General features: G+C 69.1%; 18 protein-coding genes. 7 read left to right on the top strand and 11 right to left on the bottom strand.

The window, feature by feature from the left end:
• The 4 genes from WU80_RS09150 to WU80_RS09135 form a co-directional block, all read right to left on the bottom strand.
• A partial coding sequence (locus WU80_RS09150; protein WP_156371782.1) for a MoxR family ATPase occupies positions 1-347 on the bottom strand: 347 nt, incomplete at its 3' end.
• 27 nt (positions 348-374) lie between these two features.
• Positions 375-1,634 (bottom strand): glutamate-5-semialdehyde dehydrogenase, encoded by a 1,260-nt coding sequence (locus WU80_RS09145; RefSeq protein ID WP_055400084.1) that lies wholly within the window; start codon positions 1,632-1,634, stop codon positions 375-377.
• 105 nt (positions 1,635-1,739) lie between these two features.
• The gene (locus WU80_RS09140) at positions 1,740-3,185 is read right to left on the bottom strand and encodes a mechanosensitive ion channel domain-containing protein (protein ID WP_055400086.1); all 1,446 of its coding nucleotides are present in this window, start codon (positions 3,183-3,185) and stop codon (positions 1,740-1,742) included.
• Positions 3,185-5,410 carry an adenylate/guanylate cyclase domain-containing protein gene (locus tag WU80_RS09135; protein WP_055400088.1) on the bottom strand — a complete coding sequence of 742 codons (2,226 nt, stop codon included), beginning with the start codon at positions 5,408-5,410 and terminating at the stop codon, positions 3,185-3,187. Before WU80_RS09135 ends, WU80_RS09140 begins: the two co-directional genes overlap by 1 nt.
• Before the next feature lie 146 nt (positions 5,411-5,556).
• Between WU80_RS09135 and WU80_RS09130 the strand changes: the two genes are divergently transcribed.
• From WU80_RS09130 to WU80_RS09120, 3 genes are all read left to right on the top strand, one after another.
• Complete coding sequence (locus tag WU80_RS09130; RefSeq protein ID WP_055400091.1) at positions 5,557-6,228, top strand: cation transporter; 672 nt, start codon at positions 5,557-5,559, stop codon at positions 6,226-6,228.
• Between the two features lie 52 nt (positions 6,229-6,280).
• Positions 6,281-7,159, top strand: coding sequence for a ribokinase (locus WU80_RS09125; RefSeq protein WP_055400093.1), 879 nt, complete (start codon positions 6,281-6,283; stop codon positions 7,157-7,159).
• 96 nt (positions 7,160-7,255) lie between these two features.
• Positions 7,256-7,663: a hypothetical protein gene (locus tag WU80_RS09120; RefSeq protein WP_055400095.1), complete on the top strand. Its 408-nt coding sequence runs from the start codon at positions 7,256-7,258 to the stop codon at positions 7,661-7,663.
• Between the two features lie 49 nt (positions 7,664-7,712).
• On the opposite strand, the gene WU80_RS09115 is transcribed toward WU80_RS09120, so the two are convergent.
• Positions 7,713-9,755, bottom strand: coding sequence for an NAD(+) synthase (locus WU80_RS09115; protein WP_055400097.1), 2,043 nt, complete (start codon positions 9,753-9,755; stop codon positions 7,713-7,715).
• A 59-nt stretch (positions 9,756-9,814) separates the two neighbouring features.
• Here WU80_RS09115 and WU80_RS09110 point away from each other — a divergent pair, with 59 nt between their 5' ends.
• Positions 9,815-10,354 carry a cysteine hydrolase family protein gene (locus WU80_RS09110; protein ID WP_055400099.1) on the top strand — a complete coding sequence of 180 codons (540 nt, stop codon included), beginning with the start codon at positions 9,815-9,817 and terminating at the stop codon, positions 10,352-10,354.
• A gap of 19 nt (positions 10,355-10,373) precedes the next feature.
• Positions 10,374-11,222 (top strand): NAD-dependent deacetylase, encoded by an 849-nt coding sequence (locus WU80_RS09105; RefSeq protein ID WP_055400101.1) that lies wholly within the window; start codon positions 10,374-10,376, stop codon positions 11,220-11,222.
• On the opposite strand, the gene WU80_RS09100 is transcribed toward WU80_RS09105, so the two are convergent.
• The gene (locus WU80_RS09100; RefSeq protein WP_055400103.1) at positions 11,219-12,496 is read right to left on the bottom strand and encodes a cytochrome P450; all 1,278 of its coding nucleotides are present in this window, start codon (positions 12,494-12,496) and stop codon (positions 11,219-11,221) included. The two genes, WU80_RS09105 and WU80_RS09100, sit on opposite strands and share 4 nt — an antisense overlap.
• Positions 12,497-12,600: 104 nt before the next feature.
• On the opposite strand from WU80_RS09100, the gene WU80_RS09095 reads away from it, so the two are divergent.
• Positions 12,601-13,245 (top strand): TetR/AcrR family transcriptional regulator, encoded by a 645-nt coding sequence (locus tag WU80_RS09095; protein ID WP_055400105.1) that lies wholly within the window; start codon positions 12,601-12,603, stop codon positions 13,243-13,245.
• Positions 13,246-13,280: 35 nt separating this feature from the next.
• Positions 13,281-13,700 (top strand): DUF5313 domain-containing protein, encoded by a 420-nt coding sequence (locus WU80_RS09090; protein ID WP_055400184.1) that lies wholly within the window; start codon positions 13,281-13,283, stop codon positions 13,698-13,700.
• Positions 13,701-13,706: 6 nt separating this feature from the next.
• On the opposite strand, the gene proB is transcribed toward WU80_RS09090, so the two are convergent.
• The 5 genes from proB to WU80_RS09065 form a co-directional block, all read right to left on the bottom strand.
• On the bottom strand, positions 13,707-14,810 hold the full coding sequence (gene proB / locus WU80_RS09085) for a glutamate 5-kinase (RefSeq protein ID WP_055400107.1): 1,104 nt from the start codon (positions 14,808-14,810) through the stop codon (positions 13,707-13,709).
• Positions 14,807-16,261 (bottom strand): GTPase ObgE, encoded by a 1,455-nt coding sequence (obgE, locus tag WU80_RS09080; RefSeq protein WP_055400108.1) that lies wholly within the window; start codon positions 16,259-16,261, stop codon positions 14,807-14,809. Before obgE ends, proB begins: the two co-directional genes overlap by 4 nt.
• 81 nt (positions 16,262-16,342) lie before the next feature.
• Positions 16,343-16,609 carry a 50S ribosomal protein L27 gene (gene rpmA / locus WU80_RS09075; RefSeq protein WP_055400110.1) on the bottom strand — a complete coding sequence of 89 codons (267 nt, stop codon included), beginning with the start codon at positions 16,607-16,609 and terminating at the stop codon, positions 16,343-16,345.
• 15 nt (positions 16,610-16,624) lie between these two features.
• Positions 16,625-16,936: a 50S ribosomal protein L21 gene (rplU, locus tag WU80_RS09070; protein ID WP_007169506.1), complete on the bottom strand. Its 312-nt coding sequence runs from the start codon at positions 16,934-16,936 to the stop codon at positions 16,625-16,627.
• 203 nt (positions 16,937-17,139) lie between these two features.
• Positions 17,140-19,977, bottom strand: coding sequence for an Rne/Rng family ribonuclease (locus WU80_RS09065; RefSeq protein WP_082459725.1), 2,838 nt, complete (start codon positions 19,975-19,977; stop codon positions 17,140-17,142).
• Positions 19,978-20,226 lie beyond the last annotated feature (249 nt).

Below are 20,226 nucleotides of genomic sequence, written 5' to 3'. Positions count from 1 at the left end.
GATGTGTATAAGAGACAGTCCTTGGTCTGGTCCCAGTCCCCGGAGCCGGCCTGGATGCGCAGGATCTGCTTGGCGTGGTTCCACTCGTACAACGCGCGCGCCTCGTCGACCCCCTCGTAGCACTGCAGGCGGACCAGTCCGGAGTCGGTGGCCTGGGCGACGGCGCGGGCCAGCTCCGTCTTGCCGACGCCGGCCGGGCCCTCCACCAGCAACGGCTTGCCCAGCCGGTCGGCCAGGAACACCGCGGTCGCGGTGGCGGTGTCCGGCAGATAACCGGTCTCGGCCAACCGCCGCGATACGTCGTCGATGTCGGCGAACAACGGCTTGGGCCGGGCGGGCACGCTCACTATCTCAGTTCTCCTAAAACACGGAAGTCAGGCGGGGCGGACTTGCCCGTCACCCCACGCGATCCACTTGGTCGAGGTCAGCTCCGGCAGCCCCATCGGACCGCGCGCATGCAATTTCTGGGTGGAGATGCCGATTTCGGCGCCGAAACCGAACTGCTCGCCGTCGGTGAACGCCGTCGACGCGTTGATCATCACCGCGGCGGCGTCCACACCGTCGCTAAACCGTTGCGCCGCAGCCATATTGCTGGTGACGATGGCCTCGGTGTGCCCGGTGCCGTACTCGTTGATGTGGGCGATCGCGGCGTCGATGCCGTCGACCACCGCGACCGCGATGTCCATCGACAGATACTCGCGGCGCAGGTCGTCCTCCGCGGCGTCCGCCGAAATCCCGCCGTGCACGGTCACTCCGGCGTCCTGCAGGGCGCTGAGCAGCTGAGGCAGCGCCTTCTTGGCGATCGCGGCGTCGACCAACAGCGTCTCGGCGGCGTTGCAGACGCTGGGCCGACGGGTCTTGGAATTCAGCAGGATTCGCTCCGCGAGCTCCAGATCGGCCCCTTCGTGCACGTACACGTGGCAGTTGCCGACCCCGGTCTCGATGGTGGGCACCTGCGCGTCGCGGACCACCGCGTTGATCAGGCTCGCTCCCCCACGCGGGATCACCACGTCGACCAAACCGCGGGCCTGGATCAAGTGTGTCACCGTGGCGCGGTCCTCGGCCGAAAGCAATTGCACCGCATCGGCGGGCAGGTCCTCGCTGACCAGCGAGGCGCGCAGCACCTGGACCAGCGCCTGGTTCGACCGGGCCGCCGACGAACTCCCGCGCAACAACACCGCGTTTCCGGACTTGAGCGCCAGGCCGAAGGCGTCGACGGTGACGTTGGGCCGGCCTTCGTAGATCATGCCCACGACGCCGAGCGGCACGCGCTGCTGCCGCAGATGCAAACCGTTGGGCAAGGTGTAGCCGCGCAGCACCTCCCCGACCGGGTCGGGCAGACCGGCGACCTGCCGCAGCCCGGCGGCGATTCCCTCGACCCGCTTGGCGTCCAGCGCCAACCGGTCGAGCATCGCGGTCGGTGTGCCCGCGGCTTCGGCGGCGCTGAGATCCTCGGCGTTGGCCGACAGGATCAAGTCGGTGTGGGCGGCAATCGCGTCGGCCGCGGACCGCAGCGCCTGGTCCTTGGCGACCGTCGGCAACAACGCGAGGACGCGGGAGGCGACCCGGGCACGCCGCGCGGCGTTGTGGACCTCCCGGCGCAAGTCAGGCAGCGATGGTGCTTGCAGACTCATTGAACCAGGGTATCGGGCCACAACCGGCCAGGTGCGGCGGCCCGGGTATTTACGGCATGCGCTCGGCGCGTAACGCCGGGGCCGGACGCGGCACCCGCGTTCTCCTCAGCGCAGCGGCTTGGCGGAATCCTGCGCCTCGGGGCGGGCCGGCCCGAGCCGCTCACGCCCACTGACCTGACGCACCTTGGCTTGCCGCTCGTCGATCAGCCGGCCTAAGTCTTGAAGCAGCAACGGTTTTCGCATCACCAGATGCTCCAGGTGCTCCCGATCGATCTGCAGGGCGGTCACCTCGTCCAGCGCGTAAGCGCCGGCGAGGTTGGGCTGGCGGGTCAGCGCGGTCAGGCCGAGGAACGACCCCTCGTCCAGGATGGTGACCGGAACCATCGACCCGTCTTCGGTCCTCGCGGTCAGCCGCACCCGGCCGGCCACCAGAAAGGTCATTCCCGACGACACCTGCCCGGCGTACTCGAGGATCTCGTCGGCACCGTAGCGGACGAGTTTCGCGTACGGCACCAGCGACTGCTGATCGATGTGGCTCAGCCGCAACGCCGGCGCCACCACCGTGCGCAACGCCTTCTCCACCCGTCGCTTGGTGGAGAAGTTGTCCTCGGTGCCGTCCAGGCGCAGGCGCGCCCGGCGCGCGGCGTACCAGACCCAGCGCAGGAAGGTGGCCTCGGTCGCCTCGGCGTCGGCGGGCGACACCAGCCGGATCGTCGTGCGGTATTGGGCGCTGCCGAGGGCCACGGTGCTCGGCGGCACTTCGGGTCTGCGGGCCGGTAGCGCGCCGGCGACCCGGGTCAACATCGCGCACACCTTGTCCGGCGAATCGCCGGGCGCGAACTTCGTTGTGATCGCGCAGTCGTACGCGCGCGAGGGCCGACTGAGGTTGGTGAACGAGGTGCTGGCCAGCATCGAGTTGGGCATGATGCGGATGCCGTTGCCGGTGTCGATGTGCACGGCCCGCCAGTTGACTTCGACGACGCGCCCGCGCACCGTGCCGGTGTCCAACCAGTCGTCGATGCGGAACGGCTGCTCGAACAGCATGAACAAGCCGGACACGATCTGCCCGACGGAGTTCTGCAGCATCAGGCCGATGACCACCGACGTGACGCCCAGCGCGGTGAACAAACCGGCGATCCGGACACCCCAGATGACCGACAGCATCAGCGTCAGCCCCACACCGATGACCCCGAAACGGGCGACGTCGAGGAAGATGGCCGGCAGTCGCTTGCGCCAACTGTCGTCGGGCGCACCCTCGAACACGGTCGCGTTCAGCGCCGACAGCACCAGCACCAGCACCAGCAGGCCGAACACCGTGGTCAGGATCCGCACCGAGCCCTGGCCGGCCGGCACCTGCGAAGCCTTGACGAGCAGCAGCAACAGCGCGCCGAGCGGCAGCAGGTAGTTGCGCAGCAGGCTCACCTGCCTGGCGAGGTGGCTGTGGCGGCGGACCAGCGTGCGGTGCAACTCGGTCAGCAGGATCAACGCGACCGGAAATCCGATCGCGACGCCGATGGCCCAGTAGAACCACGATGAGCCGAAGAGGTTCATTATCGCTCCGACAGCCGGTAGATCGGCTGGTCGGTTCCACCGACCGATATGGTGCCGGCCGGCGCGAACTGCCGCACGTCACGCATCGCCTCGTACACCTGCGACGTGACGTAGATGCCAGATTGGCTTGAGCCACTCTGCATCTGATAGGCCAGGCTCACCGCGGCGCCCCACATGTCGTAGACCAGTCCGGATCGGCCGACCAGTCCGCTGATGACGTTACCGGTGTTGATGCCCACCCGAAGGCGCAACTCGTGACCCGTTTGGCTGTTGAACCGCTCGATGATCTGGCGCATCTCCACGGCGAAGTCGACGCTGCGGTGGATGCTGTCCAGCCGCGGCGTCACCACCCCGCAGCTGGCGAGGTAGCCGTTGTGGAAGGTGCGGATCCGCTCGACGCCAAGGGATTCGGCCGCCGAATCGAACTGCCGGAACAGTTCGTCGACGATGCCGACCAATTCGTCTCCCGGCACATCCCCGGAGATCTCGTCGAGCCCGACGATTTCGGCGAAGATGATCGCCACGTCCTGGTGTTCCTGCGCGATGGTCTCCTGGCCTTCGCGATACCGCTGGACGACGGGCTCGGGCATCAGCGCAAGCAACAGGCGATCGTTCTCCCGGCGCTGTTCGTTGAGCAATTCCTCCTTGATGGCGAGATTGCGGCTCATCTCGTTGAAAGCCCCAGTCAGGTCCCCGATTTCGTCCCGCGTGGTCACCGGGATGCTGACCTCGTAATCCCCGGAGGTGATCTTCTGGGTGCCGGCCTGCAGGCGGCGGATCGGCCGCAGCATGAGCTGGGCCAACACCATGGACGCGACGCAGATGGCGAAGATCATGATCGCCACCGCCAGCACCAGCGTCCTGCTGAACCTGCCCAGGCGCGCGAACGCGTCCGAGTTGTCCCGCGTCGCCAGGATCGACCAGTGCAGATCGGAGTTCGGCACCGTCAGCGGTGCGTAGGCCTCCAGTTCCCGGTTGCCCTGGTAGTCGGTGGCGCTGATGACCCCGGACTGCCCGCGTTGGGCCGCACGAAGACCCGCGGTTTGGACCGGCTGCACCAGCGTGGTCCCGCCCAGGCGGATCGCTTCGTCCACGACGTCGGGCGGGGTGCCCGCCGCCACGGCCTCGCGCCGGTACTCGGCCGGGTCCTCCAGGAAAAGCCTTGAGTCGGAACGCATCAGGCCGTCGGGGCCGGCGAGGTAGGTCTCCGTTGCCGGCCCCATGCCGGCGGCCTCCCAACGCTTGTCGGCGGTCATGATCCGGTTGATCTTCGAGATCGGCAGCGGCAGGGCCATGACGCCGTCGATCTTGCCGTTCATCCCGACCGGGGACACCGCCCACGCCGTTGGGGCGTCCAGCTGTGGCTGGTATTGCTGGAAGTCGGTGATCCAGACGAAGTTGATGTCGTTGGAGCGCAGCGCTTTTTGATATGCGTCCCGCAGATTCGATTCCCGGTAGGGGCCGGTGAGGATGTTGGTGCCGAGGTCCGGGCCCTTGTTCACCGAGTACACGACGTTGCCCTGCATATCCAGCAACAGCGCGTCCGGGAACTCGAAATGCGTGACGATGTTGCGCATGTAGAAGCCGTAGCGGGCGTTGGCCGCCGACCAGGCGCTGCCGTCGCCGGCGTCGTCGACCTTTCGCGCCTCCGAGACCAACGGGTACGGCGCGGTGTAGTGCGCCTGAAGATACTTCTGCGCATTGGAACTCGGGAAGATCGCGTTGCGATCGAGCTCGTCGCCGGTGATCCGCCTGATCGGTTGGATCATGTTTTCGTCGTAGTACGTGACGAGCGCCTGCTGCTGGGCCGGTGTGATCGTCGCGTTGGACAACTGCGCGAAACCCTCGGTGAACGCCGCCGCGCCCTCGACGATGGAGAACCCGCCGCTATAGACGATCAGCGAATTCGTCACCTCCCGGAACAGCGACTGCACCTGCCGCGTCTGCGACTCGCGCAACTCGATGAGTCGCTCGGATTCGACCTGGCGCAAGGCGTTGCGCCCCGACGACGCCCCGATGAAGCCGATCACCCCGATCGACAGGATGCTGCAGAGCAGCAGCGTCAGCAGGAGCTTGGATTGAATGCCGATGCGGAAAAGCCGGCGACGGCGAAACTTATGGTGCTTGCGAGCCTCGTCTTCCTGCGTCCCAGCCGTTTCCGCCCGGGTGGGGGCCGGTGCGGTTTGCGAAGCCGGCTCAGCGTCTTGCAGCTCGCTCGATGTCACTGAAACTTCGCCCTTCCTCGGACACGCAGCATCGCTCACGCAGCACATTAGCGCGCGCGTTGCAAGATATGGGGGATTGCGGCAAAGCGTTCGACGGGAAGAACGGCACTTAACTCACCGGGCAGCGGGCACTTATCCTTGGCGCTATGAGCGACGGGTGCGCCCAGGGTTGCGGCTCCGCGGCGGCCGACGTGGCAACCACCCGACGCCGGGACGCCGGATGGGTTCGGACGGCGCGCTGGGCGCGCCGGCTGGCGTGGGTGAGCCTGCTCTGGATGTGCGCGGAGGGCGCCCTGGGCCTGTGGCAAGGGTTCACCGCCGGGTCCGTCTCCCTGATCGGCTGGGCGCTCGGCAGCGCGGTCGAGGGGCTGGCCAGTGTGATCGTCGTCTGGCGGTTCTCGGGCTCACGCACGCTGTCGGAGACCTCCGAGCGGCGGGCGCAGCGCGGGGTGGCCATTTCGTTCTGGCTCATCGCGCCCTACATCGCGTTCGAATCGGTCCGCAACCTGCTTTCCGGGGCCCGCCCCGAGACGACGGTGATCGGGATGGTGTTGACCGCCGTTGCGCTCGTGCTGATGCCGCTGCTGGGCTGGGCCAAGCGCGCGCTCGCCAGGCGCCTGGACTCGCGGGCCACCGCCGGGGAGGGCACCCAGAACTATCTGTGCGCCGCGCAGTCCGCCGCGGTGTTGCTGACGCTGGCCGTGATCGCCGTGTGGCCGGGTGGCTGGTGGCTGGACCCGGTGGTGGGGCTCGCGATCGCCGGCGTCGCGGTCCGGGAGGGTGTCGAGGCGTGGCGGGGCGAGGATTGCGGATGCTGACGCACGCCCCAAAACGGCGTCACCGCAAACGTTTTGGCCCGGGCAACCGCTGATGCCACGAGTCTGCGTGGTCGGCAGCGTGAACATGGACGTGTCGCTGCGCGTCGAAGCGCTTCCGCGCCCCGGCGAGACGGTGCTGGCGTCGGAGTTGGCCTACGCACCGGGCGGCAAGGGTGGCAATCAGGCGGTGGCGGCGGCCCGGGCGGGCGCGCGGGTGCAGTTCGTGGGGGCCGTCGGCGACGACCCGGCCGCCGAGCGGTTACGCGCGCACCTGCGGGACAACGGCGTGGGATTGGACGCCACGGCCGAGGCGCCCGGTTCGAGCGGCACGGCGATCGTCGTCGTCGACGCCGACGCCGAGAACACCATCGTGGTCGCGCCGGGCGCCAATGGGCGACTGTCGCTGGACGGCGCCGCCGCACGAACGGCCATCGCCGGCTGCGACGTCTTATTGACGCAGTTGGAAATTCCGGTGGCGGCGGCGGTTGAGGCGGCGCGGCAGGCTCGCGCGGCGGGGGCGGTCGTCATCGTCAACGCCTCACCGGCCGGCCAGGACCGGGGCTCGCTGTCCGACCTTGCCGCCCTGGCCGATGTGGTGATCGCCAACGAGGCCGAGGCCCGCAAGTGGCCCTGGCGACCCGCTCACCTGGTCACCACGCTGGGCGCGCGCGGCGCCCGGTACGCGGGCGCCGACGGCGAGTTCGTGGTGCCCGCGCCCGCGGTGACGGCGGTGGACACCACCGGGGCCGGGGACGTGTTCGCCGGTGTGCTGGCCGGAAGCTGGCCGCCCAACCCGGGCACGCCCGCCGAGCGGCTGCAAGCGTTGCGGCGGGCCAGCGCCGCGGGCGCGCTGGCGACGCTGGTCGCCGGCGCCGGGGACTGCGCGCCGGATGCCGACGCCATCGACGCGGCGCTCGAATCACTGGCCTGAGCTGCGGTTGGCAGTAGTTGGCAGCGTCTGGCGTCGATCTGGCAGTGGTCAGCGGGCAGCGTCGGAGGCGTTCAAGCCATCGACGAAAGGAACATCATGTCCGCCACCACGATTGACCGCACCGGCACCCGCGACGGCCTGCTTCGCCTTGCCATGCGTGCCGACGCCGCCATCAGCGGACTGGTCGGTCTGGCCGGTATCCCGCTGGCCGGCCGGCTCGCCGAGCTCTCGGGCACGACGAAGGGGTTCGAGTACGCCATGGGCGCGTTCCTGATCGGTTACGGCGTGGTCGTGTTCGCGCTCGCCGCGCGGCCGTCGGTCCTGCGCGCCGGCATGGCCGTCATCATCGCCAACGTGGCGTACACGGTGGCCGCCGTCGTGCTGGTGCTCACCGACGTCTTCCCACTGACCTCGGCGGGCGTCGCCTTGAACCTGGCGGCCGGCGCCTACACGCTGGTGTTCGCCGAGCTGCAGTACCAGGGCTGGCGCCGCGCGCGGGCGTGAGCGGACGCCCGGGGGCCCGTCCGGCGCTGCCGGGCGGGCCCGCAACGCGCTATTCCTCGGGGATCTGCCGCTCGATCTCGTCGAGCCAGATGCGGGCGGACATGTCCGACGGGGCACGCCAATCGCCGCGCGGCGACAACGCGCCGCCGTGCGACACCTTCGGGCCGTTGGGCAGCGCCGAGCGCTTGAACTGACTGAACGAGTAGAACCGCTGCACGAAAACGCCCAGCCAGTGCCGAATCTCCTTCAGCGAGTAGGTCGGTCGCTTTTCCTCGGGAAATCCCGGCGGCCAGTTGCCACGGTCGGGGTCGCTCCACGCGTGCCAGGCCAGGAACGCGATCTTCGAGGGCCGGAAGCCGAAGCGCAGCACGTGGAAGAGTGAAAAGTCTTGCAGCGCATAGGGACCGACCTTGTCCTCGCTGCTCTGCAACTCTTCCTCTTCGCCGCTCGGGACGAGCTCCGGGGAGATCTCGGTGTCCAGCACCGACTGCAGCACGTCGGTGACGTCGGTTTCGAACTGACCGGACGAGATGACCCAGCGAATCAGGTGCTGGATCAGCGTCTTGGGGACGCCGCCATTGACGTTGTAGTGCGACATCTGGTCGCCCACCCCGTACGTCGACCAGCCCAGCCCCAGCTCGGAGAGGTCACCGGTGCCGAGCACGATGCCGCCGCGCTGGTTGGCCAGCCGGAACAGGTAGTCGGTGCGCAGGCCGGCCTGGACGTTTTCGAAGGTGACGTCGTAGACCTTCTCGCCGCGCCCGAACGGGTGGCCGATCTCGGCGAACATCAGCTTCGCGGTCTCGGTGATGTCGATTTCCTCGAACGTCACACCCAAGGCGCGGCACAGCTCGATCGCGTTGCGCTTGGTCCGATCTCCGGTCGCGAAGCCGGGCAGCGTGAACGCCAGGATGTCGCTGCGCGGCCGCTCTTCCCGGTCCATCGCGCGGGCCGCGACGATCAGCGCGTGCGTCGAGTCCAGGCCGCCCGAGATCCCGATGACGATCTTCGGATAGTCCAGGGCCCGCAGCCGCTGCTCGAGCCCGGAGACCTGAATGTTGTAGGCCTCGTAGCAATCCTGTTCCAGCCGTTCGCGGTTGGCGGGAACGAACGGGAACCGCTCGACGTCACGACGCAGTCCGATGTCGCCGCCCGGCGGGTCCAGCCGAAAAGCGATGCGCCGGAACGATTCGGCCGGCCCGCGGTGGTGACGCCGGTTGTCGTCGAACGTTCCCATGCGCAGCCGTTCCGAGCGCAGCAGGTCGAGGTCGACGTCGGCCACGCTGCGTCGCTCCCCCTTGGGGAAGCGCTCGGAGGAGGCCAGCAGTTCGCCGTTCTCCCACACCATGGTTTGCCCGTCCCACGCCAGGTCGGTGGTCGATTCGCCCTCGCCCGCGGCCGCGTACACGTAGGCGGCCAGGCACCGCGCCGATGCCGAGCGGGCCAACAGGCAGCGGTCCTCGGCCCGGCCGATCGTGATGGGGCTGCCGGACAGGTTCGCCAGCACCGTCGCGCCCGCCAACGCCGCCTCCGCGCTGGGCGGGATCGGTACGAACATGTCCTCGCAGATTTCGACGTGCAGCACGAAGTCGGCGATGTCCGACGCGGCGAACAACAGGTCCGGGCCGAACGGAACCTCGGCGTCGCAGATCCGGATGGTGCCGCGCTCGTCGTCTCCGGCCGCGATCTGGCGGCGCTCGTAGAACTCCCGGTACGTGGGCAGGTACGACTTCGGCACCACCCCGAGGACCGTGCCGCGGTGGATGATCACCGCGGTGTTGTAGATGCGGTGGCGATAGCGCAGCGGGGCCCCTACGACCAGCACCGGCAGCAGATCGCTGGAGGACGCGACGATGGTCTCGACGGCGGCTTTGACGTCGTCGAGCAACAGGTCTTGCATCACGATGTCCTCGATGGAGTACCCCGACAGCGTCAGCTCCGGGAACACCGCCACCGCGACGCCGTCCTCGTGGCACTCTTGCGCCAGCCGTAAGACCGACTCGGCGTTGGCCGCCGGATCGCCGATCGTGGTGTGATGGGTGCAGGCGGCGACCCGGACAAAGCCCTGGCTGTAAGCGTTGTAGAAGTCCATCGCCCTTCCATTGTCGCCTGACCGGTGTCAACCCGTGGCCGCCGGGTATCCCCTCCATCATGAGCGATACGGCCGTGGTGGTGGTCGACATGATGAACACCTATGAGCATCCCGATGCTGAGGACCTAATACCCAATGTGGCCAAGATCATCGACCCCTTGGCCGATTTGATCCGCCGCGCACGCGAATCCGACGAGGTCGACCTGATCTACGTCAACGACAACTACGGCGACTTTGTCGCCCAGTTCTCCGACATCGTCAGCGCCGCGCTGGATGGCGCGCGACCCGATCTGGTCAAGCCCATCGTTCCCGCCGGCGACCTCCGGGTGATGACCAAGGTGCGCCACAGCGCCTTCTACGCGACCGCGCTGGCGTACCTGCTCAACCGGCTGGAGACCAAGCGGCTGATCATCGCCGGGCAGGTCACCGAGCAGTGCATCCTCTACACCGCGCTCGACGCCTACGTGCGCCATTTTCCCGTCGTGATCCCGACCGACGCCGTCGCCGGCATCGACGCCGAATTGGCCGAGGCGGCGTGCAAGATGATGGAGCAGAACATGTCCGCGGAGCTCACCACGGCCGCGGAGTGCCTGGGCTAGGGTCCGTACCCTGGATGGGGTGACCAGCCGCCGCGCCGAAGCTCCGGAACTGGTCGCGCTGCTCGCCGGCCGCCGGATCGCGGTGCTGACGGGCGCGGGCCTGTCCACCGATTCCGGGATTCCCGACTACCGCGGGCCCGATTCACCGCCGAGCAATCCGATGACCATCCGCCAATTCACGTCGGATCCGGTGTTCCGCCAGCGCTATTGGGCGCGCAACCACGTCGGCTGGCGGCACATGGACGACACCCAGCCCAACGCCGGGCACCGCGCGCTGGCGCGACTCGAGCGCGCCGGTGTGGTGACGGGGGTGATCACCCAGAACGTCGACCTGCTGCACACCAAGGCGGGCAGCCGCAACGTGGTCAACCTGCACGGCACCTATGCGCGGGTGGTCTGCCTGAGCTGCGGCTACACCATGAGCCGCGCGGCGCTGGCCGACCGGCTCGAAGCGCTCAACCCGGGCTTCATCGAGCGGGCCGAAGCGGTCGGCGGCCTGGCGGTGGCCCCCGACGCCGACGCCGTCGTCGGCGACACCGCGTCGTTTCGCTACCTCGACTGCCCGCGCTGCGGCGGCATGCTCAAGCCGGACATCGTCTACTTCGGCGAAAACGTCGCCAAAGACGTTGTTGCTCAAGCATATTCACTGGTCGATGAGGCCGATGCCCTGCTGGTCGCCGGCTCGTCGCTGACGGTCTTCTCCGGCTACCGATTCGCGCGGCACGCCGCCGCGCTGGGCACGCCGATCGCGATCGTCAACCGCGGCGAAACCCGCGGCGATGAGCTGGCGACGGTCAAGGTCGACGGCGGTTGTTCCGAGCTACTGACCCTGTTGGCCGACGAATTGTCGCCGCTGGCAACGCGTTAGAACGTGCAGGGCATGCTGCGGACGGCGTGCACGAAATTGCCCGCCACGTAGGTCGGATCGCCGGCCTCGATGCCCGGCAGCTGCCGCAGCAGCTCGCCGAAGATCGCCCGCAGCTGCGCCCGGGCGACGTGCGCCCCGAGGCAGAAGTGCACGCCGCCGCCGCCGAAGCCGACGTGCGGGTTGGGGCTGCGGCCCAAGTCCAACCGTTCCGGATGATCGAACGTCTCGGTGTCCCAGTTGCCCGACGGGTAGAACATCACCACCTTCTCCCCCGCCGCTATCTGCTGGCCGCCCAACTCGAAATCCGTTGCGGCCGTGCGGCGGAAGGTCATCACCGGGGAGGCCCACCGGACGAACTCCTCGACCGCCGTGCCGATCCGGTTGTCGAAATCCTCCAGCAACCACGCCCGCTGATCACCGAAGTCGGTGAGCGCCTTCATTGCGTGGCTGGTCGTTTGCCGGGTGGTGTCGTTGGCCGCCACGGAAAGCAGCACGAAGAAGGCGGCCACCTCGGCGTCGGTCAACCGCTCGCCGTCGACCTCGGCGTTCACCAGGCCGCTGATCAGGTCGTCGCCGGGATGCTCGCGGCGCTGGGCCGCCAGCTCCCCGGCCACCTGGTGCACGTAGGTCTGGTTCTCGAACAACACCTCCATCGGGTGGCGGCCGTCGAGGTAGGCCGGGTCGGCCCAGGACACCATGGCGTCGGTGGCGGCCGCCATGTGCTCACGCTCGGATTCGGGGATCCCGACCATGTCCGACAACGTGCGGATGGGCAGCTCCTTGGCGCAGTGGTCGACGAAGTCCGCCCCGCTGCCGGCGGCCCGCAGCTCTTCCACGATGGTGCGGGCGTTGGCCCGGATCGAGTCCTCGATGCGGCGCACCTGGCGCGGGGTGAACGCGGCGCTGACCAGCTTGCGCAGCTTGGTGTGCCGCGGCGGGTCCATCGCCAGGAACGACTGGGACGCTTCGAGCAGCTCCACCGGGATGTTCTCGAACATCACGCCCCGCCCGGACAGGAACACCTCGTTGTTGCGGCTGACCGCGACGATGTCGGCGCGCCGGGTGATGGCCCAATAGCCGGGGTCCGCGGGATCGGGCATCAGGGCGTCTTCGACCGGCGGGTGCCAGCTCACCGGCCGCTCGGCGCGCAGCACGGCGAACGACCGTTCCCGCTCGGCCGCGGTCGTCGCCCAGAACGCGCGGGAGGACAGGTCGATGGGGTCGTAGGGGCGGCCGGGCTGCTCGGTGCCCGACTTTCCGGTCAGCACGGTCATGATGGTCCTCCGTCGCGTATGACGCCGGTCACAAATCCGCCTGTGACACTATTCCTAGACATGATGTCTAGTCAAGTTGTCGAATCACGGTCTATGCTGGGAGAATGCCATCGGTCACCCGCAAGCCGCAGGCCAACCGCGAACAGGAACGCCAGCAGCGGCGCGAGCAGATCGAGCGCCGGTTGCTGGACGCCACCGAGCGGCTGATGCGCGAGGGCGCCAGCTTCACCGAGCTCAGCGTTGACCGGCTGTCGAGCGCGGCCGGCATTTCCCGCGCGAGCTTCTACATCTACTTCGAGGACAAGGGCCACCTGCTGCGTCGCCTGGCCAACCAGGTTTTCGCCGACCTCGCCGACAGCGCGGAGCGCTGGTGGGCGGTGGCCGGGCGCCACGATCCCAGTGACGTCCGCGCCGCGATGGACGGCATCATCGCCAGCTACCGCCGGCACCAGCCGGTGCTGGTCGCGCTCAACGAGATGGCCGGATACGACCCGCTGGTCGCGGCGACCTACCGCAACCTGCTGACCGCGGTCACCGGGCGGATGGCCCGGGTCATCGAGGAGGGCCAGGCCGATGGCTCGATCCGGCCGGAGCTGCCGGCGACCACCACGGCCGGCGCGCTGACCTGGATGGTCGAGCGGGCCTGCCAGCAGGAGCTCCCGGTGAAGCCACCCGAATACGACCCGGAACTGGCCGCGACGTTGGCCGAGATCGTCTGGGGTGCGCTCTATCTCAAGCCCGTGCGCTGATGCGCCCGCGACAGGACGAGGACAAAATGGGAACCATGACCACCACCAAACCCAACGTGTGGCAATACATCGGCTACTCGTACGGGCGCTGCCTGCCCAGCTCGATGCGCGACTGGGTCGCCAACGATCTCGCCGGCAAGGGAGCAGTGCGCCGGCACATGATCCGGTGGGCCATCCCGCCGCTGTTCGTCCTCGCACCCTTTTGGTTGCTGCCCGCTTCGCTGTATGTGCACACCGAGATGACGGCGCCGCTGTACATCTGGGCCCTGCTGATCACGCTGGCGTTGAACAAGGTGTGGCGTCGGCACCGGCTCGCCCAGCACGGGCTCGACCCGAACATGGTCGACGTGCTCAAGAACAAGAAACAGGCGCGGATGCACGAGGATTACGCGCGCCGGTTCGGGCCGCGCCCGGAATCGGCGGCGTGGCAGGACAACAGCAACCCGTTCACCTGACCCGGCTCAGACCGCCACCAGGTCGTCGGCGTGCACGGCGGGCCGGCGCAGCTCGCCCGGCAGCTCGGAGGTCGACCGGCCGATCATGGTCGCCAGTTCGGCGGCGTCGTAGGCCACCACGCCCCGGGCCATCATGGCCGCGTCCGGTCCGCGCAGTTCGACGACGTCGCCGGCGTAGAACCGGCCCGCCACCGCGGTGATCCCGGCGGCCAGCAGCGAGCGGCGCTGGGTCACCACCGCGCGCACGGCGCCCTCGTCGAGGGTCAGCACCCCGGCGGCCTCGGCGGCGTAGCGGACCCAGAAGCGCCGGGCCGACATCCGCGCGGGTCGTGCGGCGAACACCGTGCCGACCGAGGCGTCGGTGAGGGCGGTCGCGGCGTCGTCCGCGGCGGCCAGCAGGACCGGCACCCCGGCGTCGGCGGCCAGCAAGGCCGACGACATCTTCGACACCATCCCGCCGGTGCCCAGGTCGCTGCCCGGGCCCGCGACGACACCGGACAGGTCCGCCGCGCCGGACACTTCCGCAATGAATCTCGCGCCCTTGGTTTTTCGCGGATCGGAGTCGTACAGGCCGTCGATGTCGGAGAGCAGCACCAGGGCGTCGGCGCCGACGAGGTGAGCCACCAGCGCCGAAAGCCGATCGTTGTCGCCGAACCGGATCTCGTTGGTGGCCACCGTGTCGTTTTCGTTGACGATCGCGACCGCGCGCAGGGCGCGCAACCGGTCCAGAGTGCGCTGGGCGTTGGTGTGCTGGGCCCGCATCGAGATGTCGTGCGCGGTCAGCAACACCTGCCCCACCGTACGGCCGTAGCGGGCGAACGCCGCGCTCCACGCGTTCACCAGCGCGACCTGCCCGACGCTGGCCGCGGCCTGCTTGGTCGCCAAATCCTTGGGGCGCCGGGTCAATCCGAGCGGCTCGATACCGGCGGCGATGGCGCCCGACGACACGATGACGACGTCGGTGCCCGCCTTCATCCGCGACTCGATGGCGTCGGCGAGCCCGGCCAGCCTCCCGGCGTCGAACACACCGGCCGCCGTCGTCAGTGCGTTGGTCCCGACCTTGACGACCAGGCTGCGCGCGGTCCGGACGGCTTCGCGATGCGCACTCACGACCGCTCACCGGGGTCGTCGCCGCGCTCTCGGCGCTGCCGCCGGGCCGCCTTGCGCTCGGCGGCGCCGGTGCGTTCGCTGCGTTCCAGCCGAACGTCCGTGCCCCTGCCGGACATCGCAACGTGTTGTCCCGCAGGCGTTTGCGGCTCCCAGTCGAACGTCATGTCCCCGATCGTCACGGCGCAGCCGGGTTGCGCGCCGAGGCGCAGCAACTCCTCCTCGACGCCCAGCCGGGCCAGTCGATCGGCGAGATAACCGACGGCTTCGTCGTTGTCGAAGTTGGTCTGGCGGACCCATCGCTGCGGCCGGGCGCCGGTGACGAGGAAGCCGCCCTCGCCGTCCGGCTCTACGGCAAAGCCGCTGTCGTCGACCGGGACCGGACGGATGACCGGGCGCCGCGGCACGATCGCCGGCCGGGCCGCGTTGTACTCCGAGATCATCCGCCACAAGCCGAATATCAAGGGCTGCAACCCTTCTCGGGAGACCGTCGATACCAGGTACACCGGCCAGCCGCGCTCGGCGATCTCGTCGCGGACGAACTCGGCGAGTTCGCGCGCCTCTGGCACGTCGATCTTGTTGAGCACCACCGCCCGGGGCCGTTCCGCGAGATCGCCCAGCGTCGTATCCCCTTGCAGGGTGGGCTTGTACGCGGCGAGTTCGCCTTCCAGCGCCTCGATGTCGGAGATCGGGTCGCGGCCCGGCTCCGCCGTGGCGCAGTCGACGACGTGCACCAGCACGGCGCAGCGCTCGATGTGGCGAAGGAAATCCAGGCCCAGGCCGCGGCCCTGGGAAGCGCCGGGGATCAGGCCCGGCACGTCGGCGACGGTGAAGGTGTGCTCACCCGCCGACACCACGCCCAGGTTCGGCACCAGCGTGGTGAACGGGTAGTCCGCGACCTTGGGTTTGGCGGCCGAGATCGCCGACACCAGTGAGGATTTGCCGGCCGAGGGGAAACCGATGAGGCCGGCGTCGGCGACGGTCTTGAGTTCGAGGGTCAGGTCCCGCGTTTCGCCCTGCTCGCCGAGCAGCGCGAAGCCGGGGGCCTTGCGGGCGCGCGACGCCAGCGCCGCGTTGCCCAGGCCGCCACGGCCGCCGGCCGCGGCTTCGAAACGGGTGCCCGCGCCGACCAAATCGGCCAGCAGCCGGCCGTTTTCGTCCAGCACGACGGTGCCGTCGGGGACTTTGACTTCCAGGTCCGCACCGGCCGCGCCGTCACGGTTGTTGCCCATCCCCTGCTTGCCCGACGGCGCGGTGACGTGCGGGTGGAAGTGGAAGTCCAGCAGGGTGTGCACCTGCGGGTCCACGACGAACACGATGCTGCCGCCGCGGCCGCCGTTGCCGCCGTCGGGACCACCCAGTGGCTTGAATTTCTCGCGATGGACCGACGCGCAGCCGTTACCGCCGGAGCCCGCACGCGCGTGGATGACGACGCGATCGACGAACCGGGGCATCGAGGGTCCTCCCAACCGCCCGACGTGTACTCACTGCCGAATTCGGGATGATTCTCAGCGGTGAGCGCACGCTCGCGGTGGTCAGTCGGCGGTCTGGCCGGCCGCGACGATGTTGACGGTCTTACGTCCGCGCTTGACGCCGAACTCGACGGCCCCCGCCGCCTTGGCGAACAGCGTGTCGTCACCGCCGCGCCCGACGTTCACGCCGGGGTGGAACTTGGTGCCACGCTGGCGAACGATGATTTCGCCGGCCTTGACGATCTGGCCGCCGAATCGCTTCACGCCCAGCCGCTGGGCTGCGGAATCGCGACCGTTGCGCGAGCTGGAAGCGCCCTTCTTGTGTGCCATTCTTGTCGCCTCCCGCTACTTGATTCCGGTGACCTTCAGGACCGTCAGCTGCTGACGGTGTCCCTGACGCTTGTGGTAGCCGGTTTTGTTCCTGAACTTGTGGATGCGGATCTTCGGGCCCTTGGTGTGCTCGAGCACCTCGCCGGTCACCGCGACCTTGGCCAGTGCGGCGGCGTCGGTGGTCACCTTCGCGCCGTCCACCACCAGGGTGACGGGCAGCGACACGTTCGCGCCCGGGTCGGAGTCGAGCTTCTCGACCTTGACCACGTCCCCGACGGCGACCTTGTACTGCTTGCCGCCCGTCTTGACGATTGCGTAGGTCGCCATCGTTGCTCCTGCCTTCTTTCCTCTGCTCAGCCGCTTGGCCGGCGCTTCGCGCGCGAGCCACCGGCGGTGCGCGTGGTGGGTCTTGGTTGCGGGTCCGCGCCGACTGCCCGGGAGTCCCGCCGTCACCGGCCAAAGCCCAACCGGCCTGGCGACAACTGTCCTAGGGTACTTGACCAGCGGCTACAGGGTCAAACCGGGTCAGGTCAGTCCGCGTGGATGGGAGGGCCGGCCGGCCTGCCCGCCGCGCGGCGCCGACGCGGACGCCCGAACGCCGGCCCGCCGTCTCCGCCGTCGGAGTCGGAGTCTTCGGAGTCGTCGTCCTCGACGTCCAGGTCGTCGTCGTCCATCTCGAGGTCGTCGTCGTCATCGCCGAGGTCTTCCTCGTCGTCGATGTCCTCGTCCTCGTCCTCGTCGTCGGCCTCGTCGTCCTCGTCGTCGAGCTCGTCGTCTTCGTCGGTGTCGTCATCGCTGTCGTCGGACTCCTCGAAGTCCTCCTGCTCGGTGTCCTCGGTGTCCTCCACGTCGGCCAGGTCGCGCCGCTTCTGCTCGTCGAGCTCGTCGGTGGCTTCCACGGCGGATTCGTCGGATTCCTCGTCGGCACGGCCGGTCTGCCCGGGGCCGCCGGCGGCCATGGCCTTGAACATCGGGTGCTCGCCCGGGGCGTGCGCGGGCACCTTGGCCACCACCGGCTCCTCGGCCCGGTTCTTCTTCGAGCGCCTGCCGCGGCGTCCACCGCCCTCGGACTTGCGCCCGTTCGACGGCGCCGAGTCCACCGGGTCGGTGTGCAGCACGATCCCGCGGCCGCCACAGTGCGTGCACGACGTCGAGAAGGCCTCGATCAGCCCGGTGCCCAACCGCTTGCGGGTCAGCTGGACCAGTCCCAGCGACGTCACCTCCGACACCTGATGGCGGGTGCGGTCCCGGGCCAGCGCCTCGGTCAGCCGTCGCAACACCAGGTCGCGGTTGGACTCGAGGACCATGTCGATGAAGTCGATGACCACGATGCCGCCGATGTCGCGCAGCCGCAGTTGCCGGACGATCTCCTCGGCCGCCTCCAGGTTGTTCTTGGTGACGGTCTGTTCGAGGTTGCCGCCGGAGCCGGTGAACTTGCCGGTGTTGACGTCGACGACGGTCATGGCCTCGGTGCGGTCGATCACCAGCGTGCCGCCCGAGGGCAGCCACACCTTGCGCTCCATCGCCTTGGCGAGTTGCTCGTCGATGCGATGCACCGCGAACACGTCCGGACCCGGCTGACCCTCCGACCCGCTGGGCGGCTCGTACTTGCTGAGCTTCGAAACTAGATCGGGCGCAACGGAATTCACGTATTCGGTGATGGTGGTCCATGCATCGTCGCCGGAGACGACCAGGCCGGCGAAGTCCTCGTTGAACAGGTCGCGGATGACCTTGACCAGCACGTCGGGCTCTTCGTAGAGCGCGACGGCGGCGCCGGCGGCCTTACCCGTGATCTCCGCCGCCTTGGCCTCGATCTGCTTCCAGCGCTCCTGTAGGCGGGTGACGTCGTTGCGGATGTCGTCCTCTTTGACGCCCTCGGACGCCGTGCGGATGATCACCCCGGCGTCGGACGGGACCACCTCGCGCAGGATCTCCTTGAGCCGCTGCCGTTCGGTGTCGGGCAGCTTGCGGCTGATCCCGGTCGACGACGCGCCGGGCACGTAGACCAGGTAGCGGCCGGCCAGCGACACCTGGGTGGTCAGCCGGGCGCCCTTGTGCCCGACGGGATCCTTGCTGACCTGGACCACGACGTAGTCGCCCGGCTTGAGCGCCTGTTCGATCTTGCGGTCCGACCCGCCCAGCCCGGCGGCTTCCCAGTTGACCTCGCCGGCGTAGAGCACGCCGTTGCGGCCGCGGCCGATGTCGACGAACGCCGCCTCCATCGAGGGCAGGACGTTCTGCACGATCCCGAGGTAGATGTTGCCGACCAGCGAGGCGGAAGCGGCCGACGTCACGAAGTGCTCGACGACGATGCCGTCCTCGAGCACCGCGATCTGGGTGTACCGCGCCCCCTGATGCGGCGGCTCGCTGCGGACCCTGTCGCGCACGACCATGATCCGTTCGACGGCCTCCCGGCGCGCCAGGAACTCCGCCTCGGTCAGCACCGGCGGGCGGCGGCGCCCGGCGTCGCGGCCGTCGCGGCGCCGCTGCCGCTTGGCCTCGAGGCGGGTGGAGCCGTCGATGCCCTTGATCTCGGCGTTCGACGAGCCGTCGCCGCCGTTCTTGCCGTTGCGGGGCGGCCGCTCGTGCACGACCGTGTTCGGCGGGTCGTCCGGGGACGGCGATTCGTCGCCATCGTCGCCGCCCGCACCCGACTTGCGACGCCGGCGCCTGCGGCGACGGCGGTTGCCGCCCTCCGCGGAGCCGTCGTCACCGGCATCGGAGTCGTCGGAGTCGTCGTCGTCCTCGGCATCGGCGTCGGCGGAATCGTCGCGGCCGGCCTTCTGGCCCCGCTGCTGCGGCTCGTCGTCCTCACCGCCGTCTTGACTGTCGGATCCGCCCTGCTCACCGCGGCCGCGGCCCCGGCCACGGCGCCCTCGGCGGCGGCGCCGGTTGGCCGGCCGATCGGCCTGCTCGTCGTCTTCGTCGTCGGCGTCGGAATCGTCGGAGTCGGAGTCCGAATCGGAGCCCTCGTCGGCGCTTGCGTCGTCCTCGCCTTCCGGTATCGGCTGCGGGGCGACGAACAGCGGCATGTAATGCGGCCGCTCGGTCGCGGTCTCCAGCATCAACCGGGATTCGGGTTCCTCGGCCGCGGCCTCGGCGTTTGCAGCGCTCACGGCGTCGGCGGCGCTTTCGGCGCCGCCGTCGGGCTGGGCGGCCAGCAGATCGCGCACCCGGACGGCGTCGTCGCGGTCGACGGTGGAGTGCGCGCTGCGCACCCGCCCGTCGAGTGCGCTCAGCGCGTCCAGCACCCGCTGGCTGGTGGTTCCCAGCGTTCGTGCCAGCGAATGAACTCTCAGGCGGTCCGGCAGTTCGTCGTGCCCGGTCGGCTCTTCGGATGACTCTGCAGATGGTGCACCGTCTACCACGTATTCTCCTCAAGCCCCCGGGCGCGTCCTTGCGACGCGGCCACGCGAGGGCTTCGCTATGGGTCCGGGTGGCTTCCCCCGGACTTGTGATGGTCTCGCCCCGAGCGGTTCGCGGGGAACGCACTCGGCGCCGTGCTGAATGATGGCCTGACATGCCGCGCACCAACGCCGGTGGCGATGATCGCGCTTGTCTAAGTCTTCATTCGGGTGTCCGACACCGGTCCGGCGACGTTCACCCTCCGTCAGTAT

Source organism: Mycobacterium sp. UM_11, assembly GCF_001414075.1.
Classification (GTDB): Bacteria; Actinomycetota; Actinomycetes; order Mycobacteriales; family Mycobacteriaceae; genus Mycobacterium.
The sequence above is the reverse complement of the archived record's forward strand: the minus strand, read 5'-3'. Positions and strand labels throughout refer to the sequence as shown.